The organism is Campylobacter sp. CH278, from assembly GCF_004378845.1.
Lineage (GTDB): Bacteria > Campylobacterota > Campylobacteria > Campylobacterales > Campylobacteraceae > Campylobacter_D > Campylobacter_D jejuni.
In genome coordinates this window covers 279,435-297,580 of the sequence record NZ_RYXZ01000001.1, presented here as the reverse complement: position 1 = coordinate 297,580, position 18,146 = coordinate 279,435, and the positions used below count along the sequence as shown (strand labels likewise).

Here is an 18,146-nt window from a genome sequence, read left to right as displayed (position 1 = left end):
TTAAAGCCCTAAATATTTCTTTCTAATCTCATCATCACCTATTAAATTTTTAGCCTCGTTTTCCATTACAATGCGACCATTTTCCAAAACATAAGCATAATCACTTATTTTTAATGCAGAGTAAGCATTTTGCTCTACCAAAAGAATAGTTATACCCTCTTCTTTTAAACGCACAATAATATCAAAAACTTCACCCACAATCTTTGGAGCAAGTCCCAAAGAAGGCTCATCCAACATCAAAAGTTTTGGCTCACTCATTAAAGCCCTTGAAATCGCAAGCATTTGCGCTTCCCCTCCACTCAATGTTCCAGCTAAAGCATGCTTTTTACTTGCAAGTCTTGGAAAAAGTTTATACATTTGCTCTCTTAAATGCTCATAATTTTCAGCATTATTAAAAGCACCTATTTTTAAATTTTCCTCTACGCTTAAATTAATAAAAACACGCCTTCCTTCAGGAACTAAAGCTATACCTTTTTGAACTAAAGTATGAGTTAAATGCCTTTTAGTATCATAACCTAAGAAATTAACCTCACCAATTCTTTTAACTGAGTTTAAAAGCGCATTTAAAGTTGAAGTTTTACCTGCTCCATTTGAACCTATAAGAGAAACAATATGGCCTGTTTCCACTTTAAAATCAATCCCTTTAACAGCTTCAATTAATCCATAATAAACATGCAAATCTTTAACTATTAGCATCAAAATCCCCTAAATACGCAGCAATTACTTCTTTATGATTTACAGCATCGCAAAGTTTACCTTCAAAAATTGTTTTTCCATAATCAAGTACCAATACGCGATCGCACAATTTATTTACAAATTTCATATCATGCTCTATAAACAAAACGCTAATTTTATAATCTTTTCGTAATTTAAAAATGAGCTCAGCAAGTTCATCACTCTCAGAGCTATTCATCCCAGCGGCTGGCTCATCAAGCAATAATAATCTTGGCTGAGTAGCCATTGCTCTTGCAATCTCAACTTTTCTTTGTTGTCCATAACTCAAGCCAGTAGCCTTTTCATAGGCAAATTCTGCAATACCAAGTTCTTCTAATATTGCATAAGCCTTCTCTTTAAATACTTGTTCTATTTTTCCAAAACGCCCTAAATGCAAAAAGGCTTCAAAAATATTATATTTCATTTGTTTATTAAAACCAATAAGAACATTTTCAAGCACATTCATGCTTGAAAAAAGCCTAATATTTTGAAATGTTCTAGCTATTCCTAAATGCACAATCTTATGAGGTTTTAAGTGGTCAATTCTTTCTCCTAGAAATTCAACCGAACCTGAACTAGGTTTATAGTTGCCTGTTATAATATTAAAAAGAGTTGTTTTACCAGCCCCATTAGGTCCAATTAAAGCAAAAATTTCACCCTCATTGATTTTAAAAGAAGTTTCATTAATAGCCTTAACACTACCAAAACTTTTTGAAATTTGTTTTAATTCCAAAATCATTTTTCACTCCTTTTAAAACGCTTTTTAATCCCTCTAATCGCATCACTCAACTCATAATAACCCATTATGCCTTTTCTTGCAAAAAGCATTACTAAAATCAGAACAATAGAAAAAACAACCATTCTAAGCCCTGGCGTTGATTGGATATCAAGATTTAAAGAATCTATTTTTATATTTAACTCATCTAAAAATCTAAGCCACTCGCTTCCACCAATAACCAATATCGCACCTATAATAGCACCTGTAGTAGAACCAAGTCCACCTAAAACAATAATAATCAAAAGCTGAAAAGTAAGTAAAAAATCAAATTGAGTTGGAGATACGGTAGTCAATAGACAAGCTAAAAGTCCGCCACCTACACCTTCTAAAAATGCTGAAGTGCTAAAAGCTAAAGTTTTTATCCAAAAAGTATTTATTCCCATAGCACTTGCAGCATCTTCATCATCTCTTATAGCCTTCATTGCACGACCATATTTAGAATAAACTATATTTAAAATTAAAATAACCGCTACAATAGCAATACCACCTGTCCAATAAATCGTGGAAAATTGTGGAATATCTACCAGTCCTCTTGAGCCATTAGTAATAGAAGGAAAATTAATAGCAGCTATTTTAATAATTATTCCAAAGCCTAAAGTTACAATAGCCAAATAATCCCCTCTCACGCGAAATACAGCAAAAGCCAAAATCAGAGCAAGTAAAGATGAACAAATTCCAGCCACAATTAAAGCTAGAATAAAGGAATTTGAATGGATGGCTAAAATAAAAGAACTAGGACCATCTAAAAAAAACTGATCATTTTTCGCATCAGCACTTAAAAGAACTAAAGCAGCCGCATAAGCTCCAATTGCAACAAATCCATTGGGTTCTAGTGAAAATTGTCCAGTTACACCATTAATAAGGTTGTAACTCACAGCCAAAATAATAAAAATAGCAATTTGATTAACAATGTTTAATCCATAGTCCCCAAAAATATAAGGAGAAACGAAAATAAAAACAATTGAAGCAATTAAAAAGATTAAATGTGAAACCTTAATTCTAACCATCATCAAAACCTACTCTTTTCAAAATTTATACCTAAAATTCCCGTAGGTCTAAATAACAATATAAACACCAAAAAAATAAAAGCAAATGCATCTTTAAAGCCTGATAAATCTGGAAAAAAAGCCACAACAACAACTTCAGTAAATCCTATAATAAGTCCACCCAAAACTGCACCTACTACAGAACCTATACCTCCTAAAACTGCAGCAGCAAAAGCTTTCAAACCTATTAAAGTTCCCATAGTAGGTTCAACAGAGTAATAATTTGCAGCCCAAAAAACGCCCCCAACTGCTGCCAAAGCTGAACCTAGGGCAAAAACTATAGCAATAATACGATTTGCATCTATACCCATTAAATTTACCGTTTGTATATCAAATGCCAAAGCACGAATAGCTATACCATATTTGCTTTTATATAAAATACATAACACTGCTATTAAAATAACAAATGTAAGAGCAGGAACCATTAAAGAACCATAAGTTGTTATCACTCCGCCAAAATTAACACTTTCCTCAAAATAACTTGGCGGTGTAAAAGTTCTAGGTGTTGAAGTAAAAAGCATATTAAAAAGATTTTGCAAGAAAAAACTAATACCAATTGCTGTAATCAACAATGAAATTCTAGGAGCCTGTCTTAAAGGTTTATAAGCGATTCTATCTGTAGCTATTCCAACACAAGCAGCAAAAATCATTGCCAAAGACAAAGCTCCTAGAAAAGGAACATTTAGATTAGTCATGCAAAAAAGAGCTGCATAAGCACCAACCATCATAATATCGCCGTGAGCAAAATTAATAAGTCTTAACACGCCATAAACCATAGTATAGCCAACAGCAATAAGGGCATACATACTGCCCAAACTAAGTCCATTAACAAGTTGTTGTAAAAATAAAGTAGAATCCATAATCTTTCTATTTTTCCTTTAAGGATTGATAATATCTTTATAATTTTGCTTTTGATTTTTAATTTCTTTAACTACTACAGAACGAGTTGCATTTCCTGTTTGATCAATACTGATAACACCAGAAACACCTTGATAATTTTTAGTTTGGTGAATTTTTTCATTGACACACTTACTAGTAAGATTTTCAACGCAAGCATTCATAGCATTTAGCATTACAAAATACGCATCAGCACCCATAGCTGAAAAATTTGGAACTTCTTTTGTTCCTTTAGCTTTTTCATAAACACTGATAAATTCTTTGCTTAATTTTGTAGTTGGATTATTAGCATCAAAACTATCTGTGAAAATATAACCCTCGCTTGCATCTCCAGCTAAACTAATAAAAGTTTGATCAGCAACTCCATCTGCAGAACCCATAGGAATATTTAAACCTGCGAGTTTTGATTGTCTTGCAAATAAAGAAGCTTCGCTATAATAAAGCGGTAAAAAAATAAATTCTGGATTTAAACTTTTAACTTGAGCTACAATAGCTCTAAAATCTTTATCACCTGAATTAACTCTTAAAATTCTAAGAATTTGACCGCCATTAGACTTGTACTGTTTTTCAAAAGCTTTTGCTAAACCTAAGGAATAGTCAGTGCTTTGATCTACTACAATAACAGCACTTTTGTAATTAAGTTTTGAAAAAACATATTTTGCTAAAGATGAACCTTGAAAACTGTCCATAAAACATACTCGAGAAGAATATATTTTTTTATCAAGCAATCTATCACCAGTTGCAGCAGGAGCGATCAATGGAATTTTATTATCTTCTGCTACGCGCATAACTTGCAATGTATTAGCAGTAACCATTTCCCCTATAAGACCTATAACTTTATCTTGAGAAACTAAACGATTTGCTCCACTCGAAGATTCTAATTTATCACCTTTAGTATCAACAATAGCAAGAGAAACCTTATCTCCATTACTTAAAGTTGATTGCATTGAATTTGCAAGTTTAATCCCTTCTAGTGCACTTTGTCCATATGCTGCAGTAGCTCCGCTAAGTGGTAAAACAACTCCTATTTTGACTTCCGCAGCACTTAAACTTAAACTTAGAATACTTGCTAAAATTAAACTTTTTTTCATTCTCTACCTTTATTTTAGTAATTATGGATTTATAATTGTTTTATAATTTTGTTTTTGATTTTGAATTTCTTTAATCACAACAGAACGAATAGCATTACCGCTTTCATCTATGCTAATCACACCACCAACAGCTTGAAAATCTTTAGTTTGATGAATTTTGCTATTAATACATTCGCTGCTAAGATTATCAACGCAAGCATTCATAGCATTCAACATTACAAAATACGCATCAGCCCCCATAGCCGAAAATGCTGGAAGTTCTTTTGTTCCTTTAACTTTCTCATAAGCTGCAACAAAATCTTTTCCTAATTGTGTAGATGGATTGTTATAATCAAAACTATCAGTGAAAATTACTCCATTAACAGCACTTCCGCCAAGATCTATAAAAGTTTGATTATTAACACCATCTCCTGCTGCTAAAAGTTTATCAAAACCAATTTGTCTTGCTTGTCTCGCAATTAAAGCAGCTTCAGGATGATAAATAGGCATATAAACAAAATCAGGATTTAAACTCTTAAGTTGAGAAACCAGAGCTCTAAAATCTTTATCTCCTGAATTAATAACAAGTTTTTTTATAATTTTCCCACCATTATTCTTAAAAGAATTTTCAAAAGCTCTTGCCAAACCTAAAGAATAAACATTGCTTTGATCTATGATGATAACAGCATTTTTAAGCCCTAAATCCTTAGATACATAAGTAGCAAATTTATCTCCTTGAAAACTGTCTTTAAAACAAACTCTACTTGCATATTTCTTTTTATCTAGCAATTTATCTCCAGATGCCACTGGAGCTATTAGAGGAATTTTTTTCTCTTCTGCTATAGAAATAGCTTGAATGGTATTTGGAGTTGTAGCTTCACCAATAATCCCAAGGACTTTATCTGTTGCTATTAAACGATTAACTCCGTTTGAAGTTTCAAGCTTATCTCCTTTTGTATCTATTGTGATAAGTTTAATAACATCTCCATTTGAAAGTTTTGGCTGTAGCTTATTAGCCAGTTCAATTCCGTTAAAAACATCTTGCCCATAAGCTGCCACAGTTCCAGTTAAAGGTAAAACTACTCCTATATTAATATCCTTAGCATATAAGCAATTTACCATAGTTAAAACACTTAAAGTTAAAGTTAGTTTTTTCATAGCATTCCTTTTAATTATAGTTTTTACATTTTATTTTAGAAATATATTATGTTTTGTTTTTTGCGCAGGTTCTTCTTCAAGAAGATCTTTTACTTGCAAATCAAGCGCAAAATTTCCACCTTTAATATAAGCAATAATATTATCTATATCCTCGTGGCTTAAATTTCTAGCATAAAAAGCCATTTGAGAAGCTGTTGTAGAACTGCTACTATCAAGAGTATAACCTATCAAAGCTCCTTTAATATCCTCAGGAGACATATCTTTTAAAATTCTAGATCCTATAACACTCTTTTCAGCATTATCTCCATGGCAAGTATTGCATTTATTTTGAAAATACAAAGCCTTCGCTTTTTCCATATCATATTGCTTATTTGCATCAAAGGTATAAGTAAAAAATGATTTCAAGTTAATACCAAAAAGCGCAACAACAAATATTGAACTAATAAACAACCATCGTACAATCATGATTTTCCTTATTTTATTGTAATTTCCGTTTGTGTTTTATTTTGATATCTATGTGTTTTTTTGTTGTATTTTTTTTCTTTTTTAATATCATAGCGATAACGAACAGTCCCTGAAACTTCTATATCTTTAAAGACTTCATCTAACGGAGCTGCAAAAACAAAATGATTTAAAATCATACCAATTAAAAATATTTTTTTCATTTTTATTCTTTAAACACAAAAAACGATTATATCAAAAAAAGATAATCCTTGTTAATGACCACCTTTATGTAAAAAATAAAGTCCTACACAAAGAGCTAAAATCGATCCAGCAAGAAAAGCCATATCCACAGGAGTAGCAAATTTCATCTGCAAAACCCTTTGAAAGAAATTTACCACTAAAACCATAATAATAACTTTTGCAAGCTTGTCTTTTAATTGATCTAAGCTATGCACTTCTAAAACTTTGCTTTGTTTTGTTTGTTTAAATTCTTCTATTTCACTTATAAAAAGCTCATAAACTCCAAAAGAAAAAATAAACAAAACTAAAGCCATAAGATAAAGATCAACAGCTCCTATAATTAAAGCCACCACATCCTCATGCAAATCCACATTAGAACCTGCATCAAAAAAATAATTATAAGTATAAAATATAACTTTTAAAACATCATAACTTGCAATAAAAAACAATACAAAAGCTCCAATTAAACCAAAAATTACGGGTAAAATTGTAACAATACGACTTCTAACAAGTAAAGATTCAAATATTTTCTCTAACATTTTTTTCCTTATTTATTTTTTAATTCTAACCATTTTTGCGCAATACGCACAGCATTTGTTGCAGCACCTACACGAATTTGATCTGCCACACACCAAAGATGGAGTATTTTTTTATCATACACATCAGCACGAATTCTTCCTACATAAGTTTCATTAGTATCGCTAGTCATTAAAGGCATAGGGTATTTTTTATTTTTAGGATCATCTATGACAACAACACTTGGTGCTTTTTCTAAAATTTCTTTAGCTTTTTTTACATCTATTTCTTTTTCAAAATGCATAGTAATGGCTTCGCTATGACTTCTTAAAACAGGCACTCTTACACAAGTTGCTGAAACTTCTAAATTTTTATGTAAAATTTTTTGAGTTTCATTGACCATTTTAAGTTCTTCTTTAGTGTAATCATTATCCATAAAAACATCAATTTGTGGAATAAGATTAAGTGCTAAAGTATAAGGAAAAGTTTGAGGTTCAAATTCATCAAGTTTAAAAGCAAAAAAACTTTGCATGGCTTCAACCAATTCTTGCATTCCTTCTTTTCCTGCTCCACTTGCAGCCTGATAGGTACTTACATCAACACGCTTTAAATTAAATGCATCATTTAAAGGTTTTAAAACTTGTACCATTTGTATAGTAGAACAATTTGGATTTGCAATAATCCCTGTTTTTTTCCAATCTTTAATATCCTCAGGATTGCATTCAGGAACCACCAAAGGAACATCTTTTTCCATTCTAAAATGACTTGTATTATCAATTACAACTGCACCCGATTCTACTGCAAATTTAGCATATTTTTCACTCACACTTCCACCTGCGCTAAAAAAAGCAATATCAATAGGATTTTCTTTAAATACATTTTCAGTAAGTTCTTTGACTTTATAAGCTTTGCCTTTAAATTCTACTTCACTACCTACACTTTTTGCACTTGCTAAAGGTAAAATACTTTCCACTGGAAAATCAAGTTCATCTAAAACATTTAAAAGCTCTTCCCCAACCGCACCAGTAGCACCCACAATGGCTATTTTTTGTTTTTTTGACATTACCTATCCTTTATTTGATATTTTTTAATTTTTTCATTTAAAATTTTTATATCCATACCTAAAATTTGAGAAGCTTGATCCTTGTCATAATCTACACTTAAAAGAACTTCACAAATCAATTCTTTCTCTAAATTCTTTACATCTTTTTTTATACTTCTAGCTTCTAAGAACAAATCTTCACTTGAAATTTCATCATTTTCACTTAAAATACAAGCTCTTTGTACAACGGATATTAATTCTCTAATATTACCAGGAAAATCATATTCAAGTAAAGCATTTTTAGCTTCTTGGCTGAGCTGTTTTTCCTTAAAATCATATTCTTTACAAGTATCTTCTAAAACCTTTTGAGCTATACCTAAAATTTCTTCTTTGCGCTCTCTTAAAGGCGGGATATTAATAGGAACAGTGTTTAAACGATAATATAAATCTGAACGAAATTCGCCATTTTTTATTTTTTCATCTAAATTTGCATTAGTTGCACTGATAATTCTTACATCTATTTTGATGCTTTTCGTACTTCCAAGTCGCGTAATTTCTTTTTCTTGCAAAGCTCTTAAAAGTTTGGCTTGAATTTCATAAGGCATTTCGCCAATTTCATCTAAAAACAAAGTACCCTCATTAGCCATTTCAAAAAGCCCTATTTTAGTTGCATTAGCATCGGTAAAAGCACCTTTTTCAAAACCAAAAAGCTCACTTTCAATCAAATTTGCAGGAATGGCTGCCATATTAATAGCAACAAAAGGCTTATTAGAGCGTTTAGAATGGGTGTGAATATAACGAGAAAATACCTCTTTTCCTACTCCACTTTCTCCAAAAAACATTACAGAGGCATCAGTTTTAGCCGCTTTTTGACTTAAATTTAATGTTTTTTCTAAATTAGGAGAAGTTGAAAAAAAATCTTTATTTTCTTCTTTTTTTTCATTTTTTTTGCTTTTTTTATCGGCTGTTTTTTCTCTTATGATTTTAGCACGCTTAATAGCCTCGACTAAAGTATCAACATCAAAAGGCTTGGTTAAAAAATCTTTTACTCCCAAACGAACCGCTTCTATAGCACGACTTAAAGTAGCATTTCCTGTCATAATAATAAAATCATATTTATTTTCACAGGCTTTAACAAATTCTATGCCATCAATTCCTGGCATATTAATATCTGTAATAATCAAATCTGTATTCTCATCTATTTTTTTTAAAGCTTCAGTAGCAGATTTATAAGATTTAATATTAAATTCTTCATACTCTGCTAATGCAATTTCTAAGGATTTGCGCATATTAATATCATCTTCTACTATGACTAAATTCATCCTAAGCCTTTTAAAAAATTTCTGCTATAGTATCCAATTTGCGCTTAATTTTGAATTTACTTTTTTTTAAGATAATAAATTATCGCATTTTGTTCGCCAAATTCCACGGTAAAACGCAAGGGTAAAATTTTAATATAAGTTTCACTTTGAGCACGTAATAAGTCGGTATTAACAATATCCTTAACACTGATTTTAGCTCCTATAAAGCAATCACTTAGCTCATCTTTATGAGAATTTAAAAAATTAAATTTAATTGTTTTTGGCATATTATCATCAATTAATCCTAAAGAAGTTCGAGGTAAAACTTTTAAATCTTGATCACTATAAGAAATTTCACATACCCATTGTTCTTCAACATTTTCACTTTGCGTCATTGCTAAGGATAAATTTTGATTTTGATGAAAGAGAATGAAATTTTTACTAGAAAGCTCTGCCCAAAAAATAAATTCATCTTGGGCAAAAAGCTTAAAGCTAAGAAAAATTAATAAGCAAACAATTCTTTCCACTTGTCTGCATCGATTTTAAGTTCTAAGTTTACTCTATAAAGCCCTTGATTAAAATTCTCATCAATAATACTTGCATTTTTTATCAAACCATTTACTTGCGCAGTAATAGTTGAACTTCTAAGCATTGCATCTTTTACAGTGTCTTTACCATTCACTTTCACACCATAAAGCTTACTTGCAAGCTGTCTGTAAGCATCTGTAATCGCTGCTCTTTTTGCTAAAGCTAGGGCTTGAGCAGTAGAAACTGTATTCATTGGAGCAATTCCTTCACCAACTGCTGTAAAACTAAGTTCCGTTTCGCTAGCATCTGGAGCCAACATTTTTTCTTCTCTGATAATATCACGCACATCATCTTTATCCACTTTTTGCACGATAACATCTTGAGATGGAGCAGTGCTATTTGCACTTGAATTTTTAGTTGCACTGTTTGCACTTGGTACACAACCAGCGAAAATTCCTGCTATTGCTAGCATAAAATAAATTTTTTTCATTTTTACACCTTCAAAATATTGTAATTAGTAAAATAAAAAGCAATAAGCGTTCCAACTTTAAACTTATTGCAAATCTAAACCAAAGTTTTCATCGCTTAACTCATCCTCGTCATTTTCCTCTTTAGGACACTTAGCGATGCTAACCACCTCGTCATTTTCCACATTAACCACGATGACGCCACTTGTATTACGCCCTGCTTTTCTAATGCTTTGCATATCAACACGTATCATCTTGCCTGAACTTGCAAGAGCCATCAAATCCATAGTTTCATCTACTATAACTACGCTAATAAGATCTTTGGTTTTTTCTGTAAGTTTCATACAAATTACACCCTTACCACCTCTGCTTTGCAATCTATATTCTCCAGCATTGGTGCGTTTTCCTATACCTTTTGCACTTATGCTTAAAATTTCTTGCTCATCATTTTCTATAACAACTGCACCTACTAATTCGTCATTTTTCTCTTTAAACTTAATAGCCGTCACCCCACGACTTACACGACCGATTTCACGTACTTTAGCAAGTGGGAATTTGATACACATACCTTTTTTGGTTACTGCAAAGAGCATTTTACCTTGTGTGCTTACACTTTCTTCATTTTCAAGATTTTCATCATCTAAATTTTCAATTTCTTGATTTTCTAAATTTTCTTCACCACCACTGACAAAAATTTCATCTTCATCTCTTTGAACAATAATAGCAGTTACCAACTCATCATTTTCATCTAGGTTAATCGCTCTAACTCCTACACTTCTGATATTTTGATATTCACTCAAATTTGTACGCTTTACAATACCATTTTTAGTAAAGAAACATAAAGATTTACTCTCATCAAAATCCGTGGTTGGAATAATAGCCATGATTTTTTCTTCAGCTTGTAAATTGATAAGATTTACCACTGCTTTTCCTTTAGCCGTTCTTGAGCCTTCAGGAATTTTATAAACTTTAAGCCAATAAAGCTGTCCACGATCTGTTACAAACATAAGCGTATCATGTGTATTTGCCGTAAAGAAACTTTCTATAAAATCATCATCATAAGTCGTAACGGCTAATTTTCCTTTTCCGCCTCGTTTTTGCTTTTCATATTGTTTACTAGGCACACGCTTAATATAACCACGATGTGTGATAGTTACAACCATATTTTCATTAGGAATCAAATCTTCAATATCAATATCATCATAATCATCTTCAATTTGAGTAATACGTGGCACATCAAATTTGCTTCTAATTTCTTTTAGCTCGTCACGAATTAAATTTTCAAGCAAGGTTTCACTTTTTAAAATTTCTTCAAGTCTTGCAATTTCTTTCATTAATTCTGCAAGTTCATTTTCGATTTTTTCTCTTTCAAGTCCTGTTAAACGACCTAGTTTCATATCTAAAATAGCATTGGCTTGAAGCTCACTAAGACCAAATTTAGCTACCAAAGAATCTCTTGCGGTATTATTATCAGAACTATTTTTAATTAAAGCAATCACTTCATCTATATTATCAAGTGCAATTTTAAGACCTTCTAAAATATGAGCTCTTGCTCTTGCCTTTTGAAGTTCAAAAATCGTTCTTCTAATAATAACTGTTTTTCTATGGGTTAAGAAAAGATTTAAAAGTTCTAACAAAGAGAAAATTTTAGGTTCTTTATTGTGAATTGCCAACATAATCACACCAAAAGTACTTTCCATAGTGGTAGATTTAAATAGATTATTTAAAACAATTTCACTCATAGTTTCACGCTTAAGCTCTATAACAACGCGGATTCCTTCTTTATTACTCTCATCTCTTACTTCAGATATTCCTTCAATTTGCTTTTCTTTAACAAGCTCTGCAATCTGCTCTATAAGCCTAGCTTTATTGGTTTGATAAGGAAGCTCATCTATAACAATAACATCTTTATTTGTCTTTTTTTCAATATGAGTTTTAGCTCGCACTTTCACACGACCACGCCCTGTGCGATAAGCTTCTATAATGCCTTTTTTACCATAAATTATTCCACCTGTTGGAAAATCTGGACCTTTAATAAACTGCATAATCTCTTCCAAGCTTGCATCTTTATTATCAAGCAAATATAAAAGTCCATCTATCAACTCATTTAAACTATGGGGTGGGATGTTTGTCGCCATACCTACAGCTATACCACTTGAACCATTTAATAATAAATTTGGAACCCTAGAAGGTAAAACATCAGGTTCGCTTTCTGAACCATCATAATTTGGAACAAAATCGACCGTATCTTTATCTATATCTTTTAAAAGTTCATGAGAAAGTTTACTCATTTTTGCTTCAGTATAACGCATCGCAGCGGCGCTATCACCATCTATAGATCCAAAGTTGCCTTGTCCTGTAATACTTGGATATCTCATAGAAAAATCTTGAGCCATTCTAACCAAAGCATCATAAACTGCTGTATCTCCATGTGGGTGATAACGACCTATAACAGCACCCACTATACGGGCTGATTTGACAAAATCTGTTCTACTTTTTGCCTCATCATTTTGCATAGCATATAAAATTCTTCTATGAACAGGCTTTAAACCATCTCTTGCGTCAGGCAAAGCACGACCTATAATAACACTCATAGAATAGTCTAAATAACTACTTTTTATAGAATTTTCTATATCTACAAGTTCAATATCAGAATCTTTGCTAAAAATATTCTCCATAAAAATCCTTCTATTAGTTCAAAGTTTTGATTATAGCATATTAAACTTTTGCATCAGCTAAAACAAGAGCAAAAAGTACAGAAATTTTATTTTCTTCTAAAACTTTTTTAGCTTCCAAAAGGCTAGAACCAGTCGTTACAATATCATCTACCAAAATTACAGGTTCTTGAATGGTTTTTAAGAGTTTATAATTTCTTTTATGTTTTTGACGAAATTCTAAACTTTTTCCAGAATATTTAATATGATTTTGTGCTTTTAAAACATTAAAAACAGGTTTTACAAATTTTGTTTTAAGATATCTAGCTAAAATAGCAGAATGCGAATAAAGCATATCTTCAACCTTATCATCTAAGGCTATAACATTAATTGTCATTCTAGGATCAAAAAAATCTTTAAATTTTGCAAAACTTAATTTAGCAAGCATTTTATAAACAAAATAACCATAAAAATAATGTTTAGAGTGAAGCAAGTGTTGTATTTCATGGTATTTATAAAAAGAATAGACTTTGAAATTATTATCAAGCTTTCTTACATTTAAGGAAAATTCAGAAAGCTCTAGCTCACATAAATCACAAAAGCAGAGCAGAGCAAAAGCTCCGCAATTTATACACCTCAAAGTTCAGAGATTAAACTAGCTGCTTTATTTGCCATTTGTTTTATTAACAAATGAGTATAAAAAGTTGTTTCTTTTAGATCATCAAAACCTTGTACATCTTGCTTGGTGCGGATTGTAAATTTCTTATTTTTGTTTATATCGCTAACTTGTAAAACTCCTACTAGTTTTGAATGTAATCCTGCAGTATCTTGAGTTGCTCCATAAGATATAAATTCTAAATCAATCTTACTCACATAAGGTGAATTTTGATCGTTATTGTCAAGCACAACTATTCCTCTAGCTTCAAGTTCTTGTTTTAAATAAGTATAAAATACCGCATTAAAATTCACATCAACAAATAACTTTTTCCCTTTAGCATTTAAAACTTTTTGCCCTTCTTTTAAATCATAAAATCTATGTAAATAAACCTTTTTTAAAGCAATACCAGTGTCTAAAGTGCGTTTATTTGCACAACATTGAATTCCAACATCACTAATGTATAAAAGCCCTTTAATCTTTGCTTCAAAGCCATCAGGACTTTCACAAGAACTGCATTGAGAATTTTTAGAAATTTGATTAACTTGAGCAAAAGTATCTTGTTTAGTTGCACAAGCACTCAAAAATAAAATAGGCACTATAAAAATCAAAAATTTTTTAAACATTTTTTCTCCTTAGAAAATTATTTTAAAATTGTATTAAAAATACAAGCAAATTTCAAGCCAAGTTTTAAATTTATCATCAATCTATCTTTAAAACACTTAAAAAAGCTTCTTGAGGTAAATTTACCTTACCTATAGCTTTCATTCTTTTTTTACCTTCTTTTTGCTTTTCTAAAAGCTTTCTTTTTCTAGTAATATCCCCACCATAACATTTTGCTGTCACATTTTTGCCCATGGATTTAACGGTTTCTCTTGCGATGATTTTATTTCCAATACTTGCTTGAATGGCTACTTCAAAAAGCTGTCTAGGAACTATTTCTTTCATGGCACTAACAAGTTCTCTTCCTTTACTTTGCGCTTTTTCATTAGGCACGATAATACTTAGCGCATCAACATTTTCACCTGCCACTTTAATATCAAGTTTTACCAAATCCCCTACTCTAAATTCTATAGGCTCATAATCAAAACTCGCATAGCCTTTTGTTAAGGACTTTAATTTATCATAAAAATCCATCACAATCTCATTTAAAGGCACATCATATTCTAGCAAAACGCGCTCAGGTGTGATATAGTCCATTTTAACCTGCACTCCTCTTTTGCGATTTAAAAGAGTGATTAAATTTCCTAAAAATTCACTTGGGGTAATAATAGTGGCTTTGACATAAGGCTCTTTTATATGATCGATTTTATTAACAGGAGGGAGTTCGCTAGGATTTTGAATTTTAATAAGCTCTCCATCGGTTTGATAAATTTCATAAGTCACAGTTGGAGCTGTAGCAATCAAATCAAGATTAAATTCTCTCTCAAGTCTTTCTTTGATCACTTCCATATGTAAAAGTCCTAAAAACCCTACCCTAAAACCAAAGCCTAAAGCCAAAGAAGTTTCAGGCTCATAGGTAATAGAACTATCGTTAAGCTTTAGCTTATCCAAAGCATCTCTTAAATCTTCAAATTTATCCGTTTCTATAGGGTAAAGTCCCGCAAACACAAAAGCTTTAGCTTTTTCAAAACCGCCTATGGCTTCTTTAGCTTTATTTTTTACTAAAGTGATGGTATCGCCTACTTGTACATCGCCTACGGTTTTAAGTCCTAAAACCACCACGCCTACTTCGCCTGATTGTAAAGATTGAGTTTTAATTGGGCTTAAAGGATGGGGATAAAAAAGATCTTGAACTATATGTTTTTTATCCGTACTCATCACTAAAACTTCATCATTTTTAGCAATACTTCCTTCATAAATCCTAACCAAAGCCAAAGCACCCAAATAATTATCAAACCAAGAATCATAAATTAAAGCCTTAGTAGGAGCTTCATCATCTGTTTTTGGCGCAGGAACTTTAGTAATAATTGTTTCTATAAGCTCTTTTATACCCACTCCTGTTTTCGCACTCACGCAAATTGCGTCTTTACAATCTATACCTATAATATGCTCGATTTCATGCTTGACTTTTTCAACATCAGCATTAGGTAAATCGATTTTATTAATTACAGGAATGATTTCAAGATTATTTTCAAGTGCTATATAAACATTAGCTATGGTCTGTGCTTCAACACCTTGAGAAGCATCTACTACAAGTAAAGCCCCTTCACAACTTGCCAAAGAACGACTCACTTCATAAGAAAAATCCACATGGCCAGGAGTATCAATAAGATTTAAAACAAAATTTTCATTATTAAATTTATAATTTAAACGCACTGATTGTGCTTTTATGGTGATACCACGCTCTTTTTCTATATCCATAGTATCCATAACTTGCGAACTCATCTGCCTATCACTAATAGCACCACACTCGCTAATAATCCTATCTGCAAGAGTAGATTTTCCATGATCTATATGAGCTATAATAGAAAAATTTCTAATATTTTTTACCGACAAAATTTCATCCTAAATATAAAATTTTAAAGCTAGGATTTTAACAAAATTTATGTTTAAAACAAATAAATTTTATTTTATATAAAAAACTTCAATTGAAATTTATATAAAGCATACTAAAATATCAAATGTTTGAAAAATATTTAAAATCAGCTATGTTTTTAGCTCTTTATCCCTTAGCAATGTTAGCTTCTAATTTGCACGAATTTATAGCACTAAGTCAAAATAATGAGTCCTATCTCATTAAACAAATGCAAAGCGAACAAGCAAATTTGGACAAAGAACAAGCTTTTAGAAATTACCTACCCTCTCTTAGTCTAAACTCAGCTTATGTAGCCAACAATAAAGATCGCTTCATTATCGATCCACAAGAAAGTTTATTTGCTAAAGTTTCTCTTAATTTTTTGCTTTTTGATGGGGGTGCTAGAGAGGCCAATTTAAGGGCTTTAGAAAGCAAAGAAAAATTAAGCCTTTTAGACAAAGAACAAAGCAAAAATTACCTTGCCTTAAATGCAATCACACTTTATTTTAACACCCTAAGTCTTGAAAAAATTTTACTAGCCAATCAACAAAAAGTAGCTTTTTTAAAATCAACTTTTGAAAGATTGCAAAAATTTTACGATGCAGGACTTAGCCCTAAAGATGAACTTGAAAGCATTAAAGCCAAATATCATTTAAGCTTATTAGAGCTCAGTCAAAATGAATTAAAACTTGCCAATATACAAAAAGAGATTAAAATTTTAAGCAATACAGATTTTAAAGTGCAAGGGAATGCTTTTTTAGAAAATCCGCAACAAGAAAAAAGTCAAAACTATGAAGTAATGATAGCTAAAGAACAAATCAATCTTGCTAAAGAAAGTGTAAATTTAGCAAAAGCTGAATATTTTCCAAAATTTTATATTCAAGATAATTTTAATTTTTATAAAAACAATTATAATCCAAAAGTTCCAGCTCCTTTTGTAAACTTAGCAGATCAATTCTTAGAAAAATATTCTCAAGGTAATCAGTTTATTTTAGGTATGGAATGGAAAATTTTTGATTTCAATGCAAGGGCTAAAGAAGTTGAAAAAGAGCGTTTAAACGTTCAAATAGCCAATGCAAACGCAAGATTTAGTGAGAGAAAAAATAAAGAAGAATTAAATTATTTAGACAAAAGTTTAAAAGTTTTACAAGAACAAATTTTAGCTCTTAATATTAGCTTAAATGCTGCAAATTTGGCTTTTGAAAGCGTAGATAAAAAATACCAAGCAGGACTTGTTTCTTATGTGGAATATCTTCAAGCTTTAGAGGCTAAATTTAAAGCACAAAGCGATTTAGAGCTTGCTAAAAATGAATTTGAAATTACTAAAGCAAATTATTATTTTAATGCGGGTATAGATCTTAATTCAAAGGTTAAAGAATGAAAAAAATTCTATTTTTACTTCTTGCTTTTAATTGCGCCTTTGGCGAAGAAATTTACGCAAGTTTCAATGTAGAAGCATCAAAACAAAGCAAACTTGCCCTTGAAAGCATAGGTTTAGTTCAAAAAATTCCTGTAGAAATTGGACAAAAAGTCAGCAAAGGAGAACTTTTACTTGCTCTTGATCAAGAAAGTGAAAAAATAGCTCTTCAAAATGCCCAAAATTCTTATCAACTTGCCCTTGTAGAATACGAAAATACCAAAAGCAAAATGCAAAAAATCAAAGCTGTAGAAAATGTTATAGACAAACAAAGCTATGAAGATATGAAAGCTAAGTTTGATGCTGCTAATTTAAATTTAAACAAAGCAAAAATCAATATAGCTTATTATAAAAATATCATGACAAAAAAAGAATTGCGCGCACCTTATGATGCTATCATCGCAAATAAATTTATACAAGTTGGCGAAGGAGTAGGAGGAGTAGCTCAACCTTTAATAGAAATTTTTTCCTATCCACAAAGCAAACTGATTTTAAGTTTTGATGAAAAATACAAAGATAAGGTTAAATTAGGCGATGATTTCTTTTATAAAATCGATCAAAATGGTACAGAATTTAAAGGAAAAATCAGCCTTATCTATCCAAGTATAGAAGTAAAAACAAGAAAAATTTATGCTGAAGTGCAAACTACAAATTTAACACCAGGGCTTTTTGGCGAAGGTAGAATCATCACTAAAGATTAA

Annotated in this window: 19 protein-coding genes; 2 read left to right on the top strand and 17 right to left on the bottom strand. The window is 31.2% G+C overall.

Annotated features, from left to right (window positions below; genetic code table 11):
* From ELQ04_RS01505 to lepA, 17 genes are all read right to left on the bottom strand, one after another.
* The gene (locus tag ELQ04_RS01505; RefSeq protein WP_044778076.1) at window positions 1-696 is read right to left on the bottom strand and encodes an ABC transporter ATP-binding protein; all 696 of its coding nucleotides are present in this window, start codon (window positions 694-696) and stop codon (window positions 1-3) included.
* Complete coding sequence (locus tag ELQ04_RS01500; RefSeq protein WP_002936564.1) at window positions 683-1,453, bottom strand: ABC transporter ATP-binding protein; 771 nt, start codon at window positions 1,451-1,453, stop codon at window positions 683-685. Before ELQ04_RS01500 ends, ELQ04_RS01505 begins: the two co-directional genes overlap by 14 nt.
* Complete coding sequence (locus tag ELQ04_RS01495) at window positions 1,450-2,502, bottom strand: branched-chain amino acid ABC transporter permease (protein WP_032595082.1); 1,053 nt, start codon at window positions 2,500-2,502, stop codon at window positions 1,450-1,452. The genes ELQ04_RS01500 and ELQ04_RS01495 overlap by 4 nt, the downstream gene beginning before the upstream one ends.
* Window positions 2,502-3,398 (bottom strand): branched-chain amino acid ABC transporter permease, encoded by an 897-nt coding sequence (locus tag ELQ04_RS01490; protein ID WP_002936571.1) that lies wholly within the window; start codon window positions 3,396-3,398, stop codon window positions 2,502-2,504. Before ELQ04_RS01490 ends, ELQ04_RS01495 begins: the two co-directional genes overlap by 1 nt.
* A gap of 18 nt (window positions 3,399-3,416) precedes the next feature.
* A complete protein-coding gene (locus tag ELQ04_RS01485; RefSeq protein ID WP_002936572.1) occupies window positions 3,417-4,526 on the bottom strand; it encodes an ABC transporter substrate-binding protein in 1,110 nt (369 codons plus the stop codon).
* 21 nt (window positions 4,527-4,547) lie between these two features.
* Entirely contained in the window at window positions 4,548-5,663 is a 1,116-nt protein-coding gene (locus ELQ04_RS01480) for an ABC transporter substrate-binding protein (RefSeq protein ID WP_002936573.1), read from the bottom strand.
* Between the two features lie 30 nt (window positions 5,664-5,693).
* A complete protein-coding gene (locus ELQ04_RS01475) occupies window positions 5,694-6,128 on the bottom strand; it encodes a c-type cytochrome (protein ID WP_002936574.1) in 435 nt (144 codons plus the stop codon).
* Window positions 6,129-6,136: 8 nt separating this feature from the next.
* Window positions 6,137-6,328, bottom strand: coding sequence for a mini-MOMP protein (locus tag ELQ04_RS01470; protein WP_002853004.1), 192 nt, complete (start codon window positions 6,326-6,328; stop codon window positions 6,137-6,139).
* A 51-nt stretch (window positions 6,329-6,379) separates the two neighbouring features.
* Window positions 6,380-6,886 carry a YqhA family protein gene (locus tag ELQ04_RS01465; protein WP_002852919.1) on the bottom strand — a complete coding sequence of 169 codons (507 nt, stop codon included), beginning with the start codon at window positions 6,884-6,886 and terminating at the stop codon, window positions 6,380-6,382.
* A gap of 8 nt (window positions 6,887-6,894) precedes the next feature.
* Window positions 6,895-7,926 (bottom strand): aspartate-semialdehyde dehydrogenase, encoded by a 1,032-nt coding sequence (locus ELQ04_RS01460; RefSeq protein ID WP_002866058.1) that lies wholly within the window; start codon window positions 7,924-7,926, stop codon window positions 6,895-6,897.
* The gene (gene flgR / locus ELQ04_RS01455) at window positions 7,926-9,227 is read right to left on the bottom strand and encodes a fla regulon two-component system response regulator (RefSeq protein WP_002892246.1); all 1,302 of its coding nucleotides are present in this window, start codon (window positions 9,225-9,227) and stop codon (window positions 7,926-7,928) included. Before flgR ends, ELQ04_RS01460 begins: the two co-directional genes overlap by 1 nt.
* 56 nt (window positions 9,228-9,283) lie before the next feature.
* Window positions 9,284-9,733 carry a flagellar assembly protein FlgQ gene (flgQ, locus tag ELQ04_RS01450; protein ID WP_002853668.1) on the bottom strand — a complete coding sequence of 150 codons (450 nt, stop codon included), beginning with the start codon at window positions 9,731-9,733 and terminating at the stop codon, window positions 9,284-9,286.
* Window positions 9,709-10,224 carry a flagellar assembly lipoprotein FlgP gene (gene flgP, locus ELQ04_RS01445; protein ID WP_002852972.1) on the bottom strand — a complete coding sequence of 172 codons (516 nt, stop codon included), beginning with the start codon at window positions 10,222-10,224 and terminating at the stop codon, window positions 9,709-9,711. The genes flgQ and flgP overlap by 25 nt, the downstream gene beginning before the upstream one ends.
* A 63-nt stretch (window positions 10,225-10,287) precedes the next feature.
* The gene (gyrA, locus tag ELQ04_RS01440) at window positions 10,288-12,879 is read right to left on the bottom strand and encodes a DNA topoisomerase (ATP-hydrolyzing) subunit A (protein WP_002936575.1); all 2,592 of its coding nucleotides are present in this window, start codon (window positions 12,877-12,879) and stop codon (window positions 10,288-10,290) included.
* 40 nt (window positions 12,880-12,919) lie between these two features.
* Window positions 12,920-13,495, bottom strand: coding sequence for a ComF family protein (locus tag ELQ04_RS01435; protein ID WP_002877707.1), 576 nt, complete (start codon window positions 13,493-13,495; stop codon window positions 12,920-12,922).
* Window positions 13,492-14,136 carry an outer membrane lipoprotein MapA gene (gene mapA, locus ELQ04_RS01430; protein WP_002936576.1) on the bottom strand — a complete coding sequence of 215 codons (645 nt, stop codon included), beginning with the start codon at window positions 14,134-14,136 and terminating at the stop codon, window positions 13,492-13,494. Before mapA ends, ELQ04_RS01435 begins: the two co-directional genes overlap by 4 nt.
* A gap of 76 nt (window positions 14,137-14,212) precedes the next feature.
* Complete coding sequence (lepA, locus tag ELQ04_RS01425) at window positions 14,213-16,009, bottom strand: translation elongation factor 4 (protein ID WP_002936583.1); 1,797 nt, start codon at window positions 16,007-16,009, stop codon at window positions 14,213-14,215.
* A 125-nt stretch (window positions 16,010-16,134) separates the two neighbouring features.
* Here lepA and cmeD point away from each other — a divergent pair, with 125 nt between their 5' ends.
* Together cmeD and cmeE are read left to right on the top strand one after the other, a co-directional pair.
* Entirely contained in the window at window positions 16,135-17,409 is a 1,275-nt protein-coding gene (cmeD, locus tag ELQ04_RS01420; RefSeq protein WP_002936591.1) for a multidrug efflux RND transporter outer membrane subunit CmeD, read from the top strand.
* Window positions 17,406-18,146 carry a multidrug efflux RND transporter periplasmic adaptor subunit CmeE gene (gene cmeE / locus ELQ04_RS01415; protein WP_002861762.1) on the top strand — a complete coding sequence of 247 codons (741 nt, stop codon included), beginning with the start codon at window positions 17,406-17,408 and terminating at the stop codon, window positions 18,144-18,146. The genes cmeD and cmeE overlap by 4 nt, the downstream gene beginning before the upstream one ends.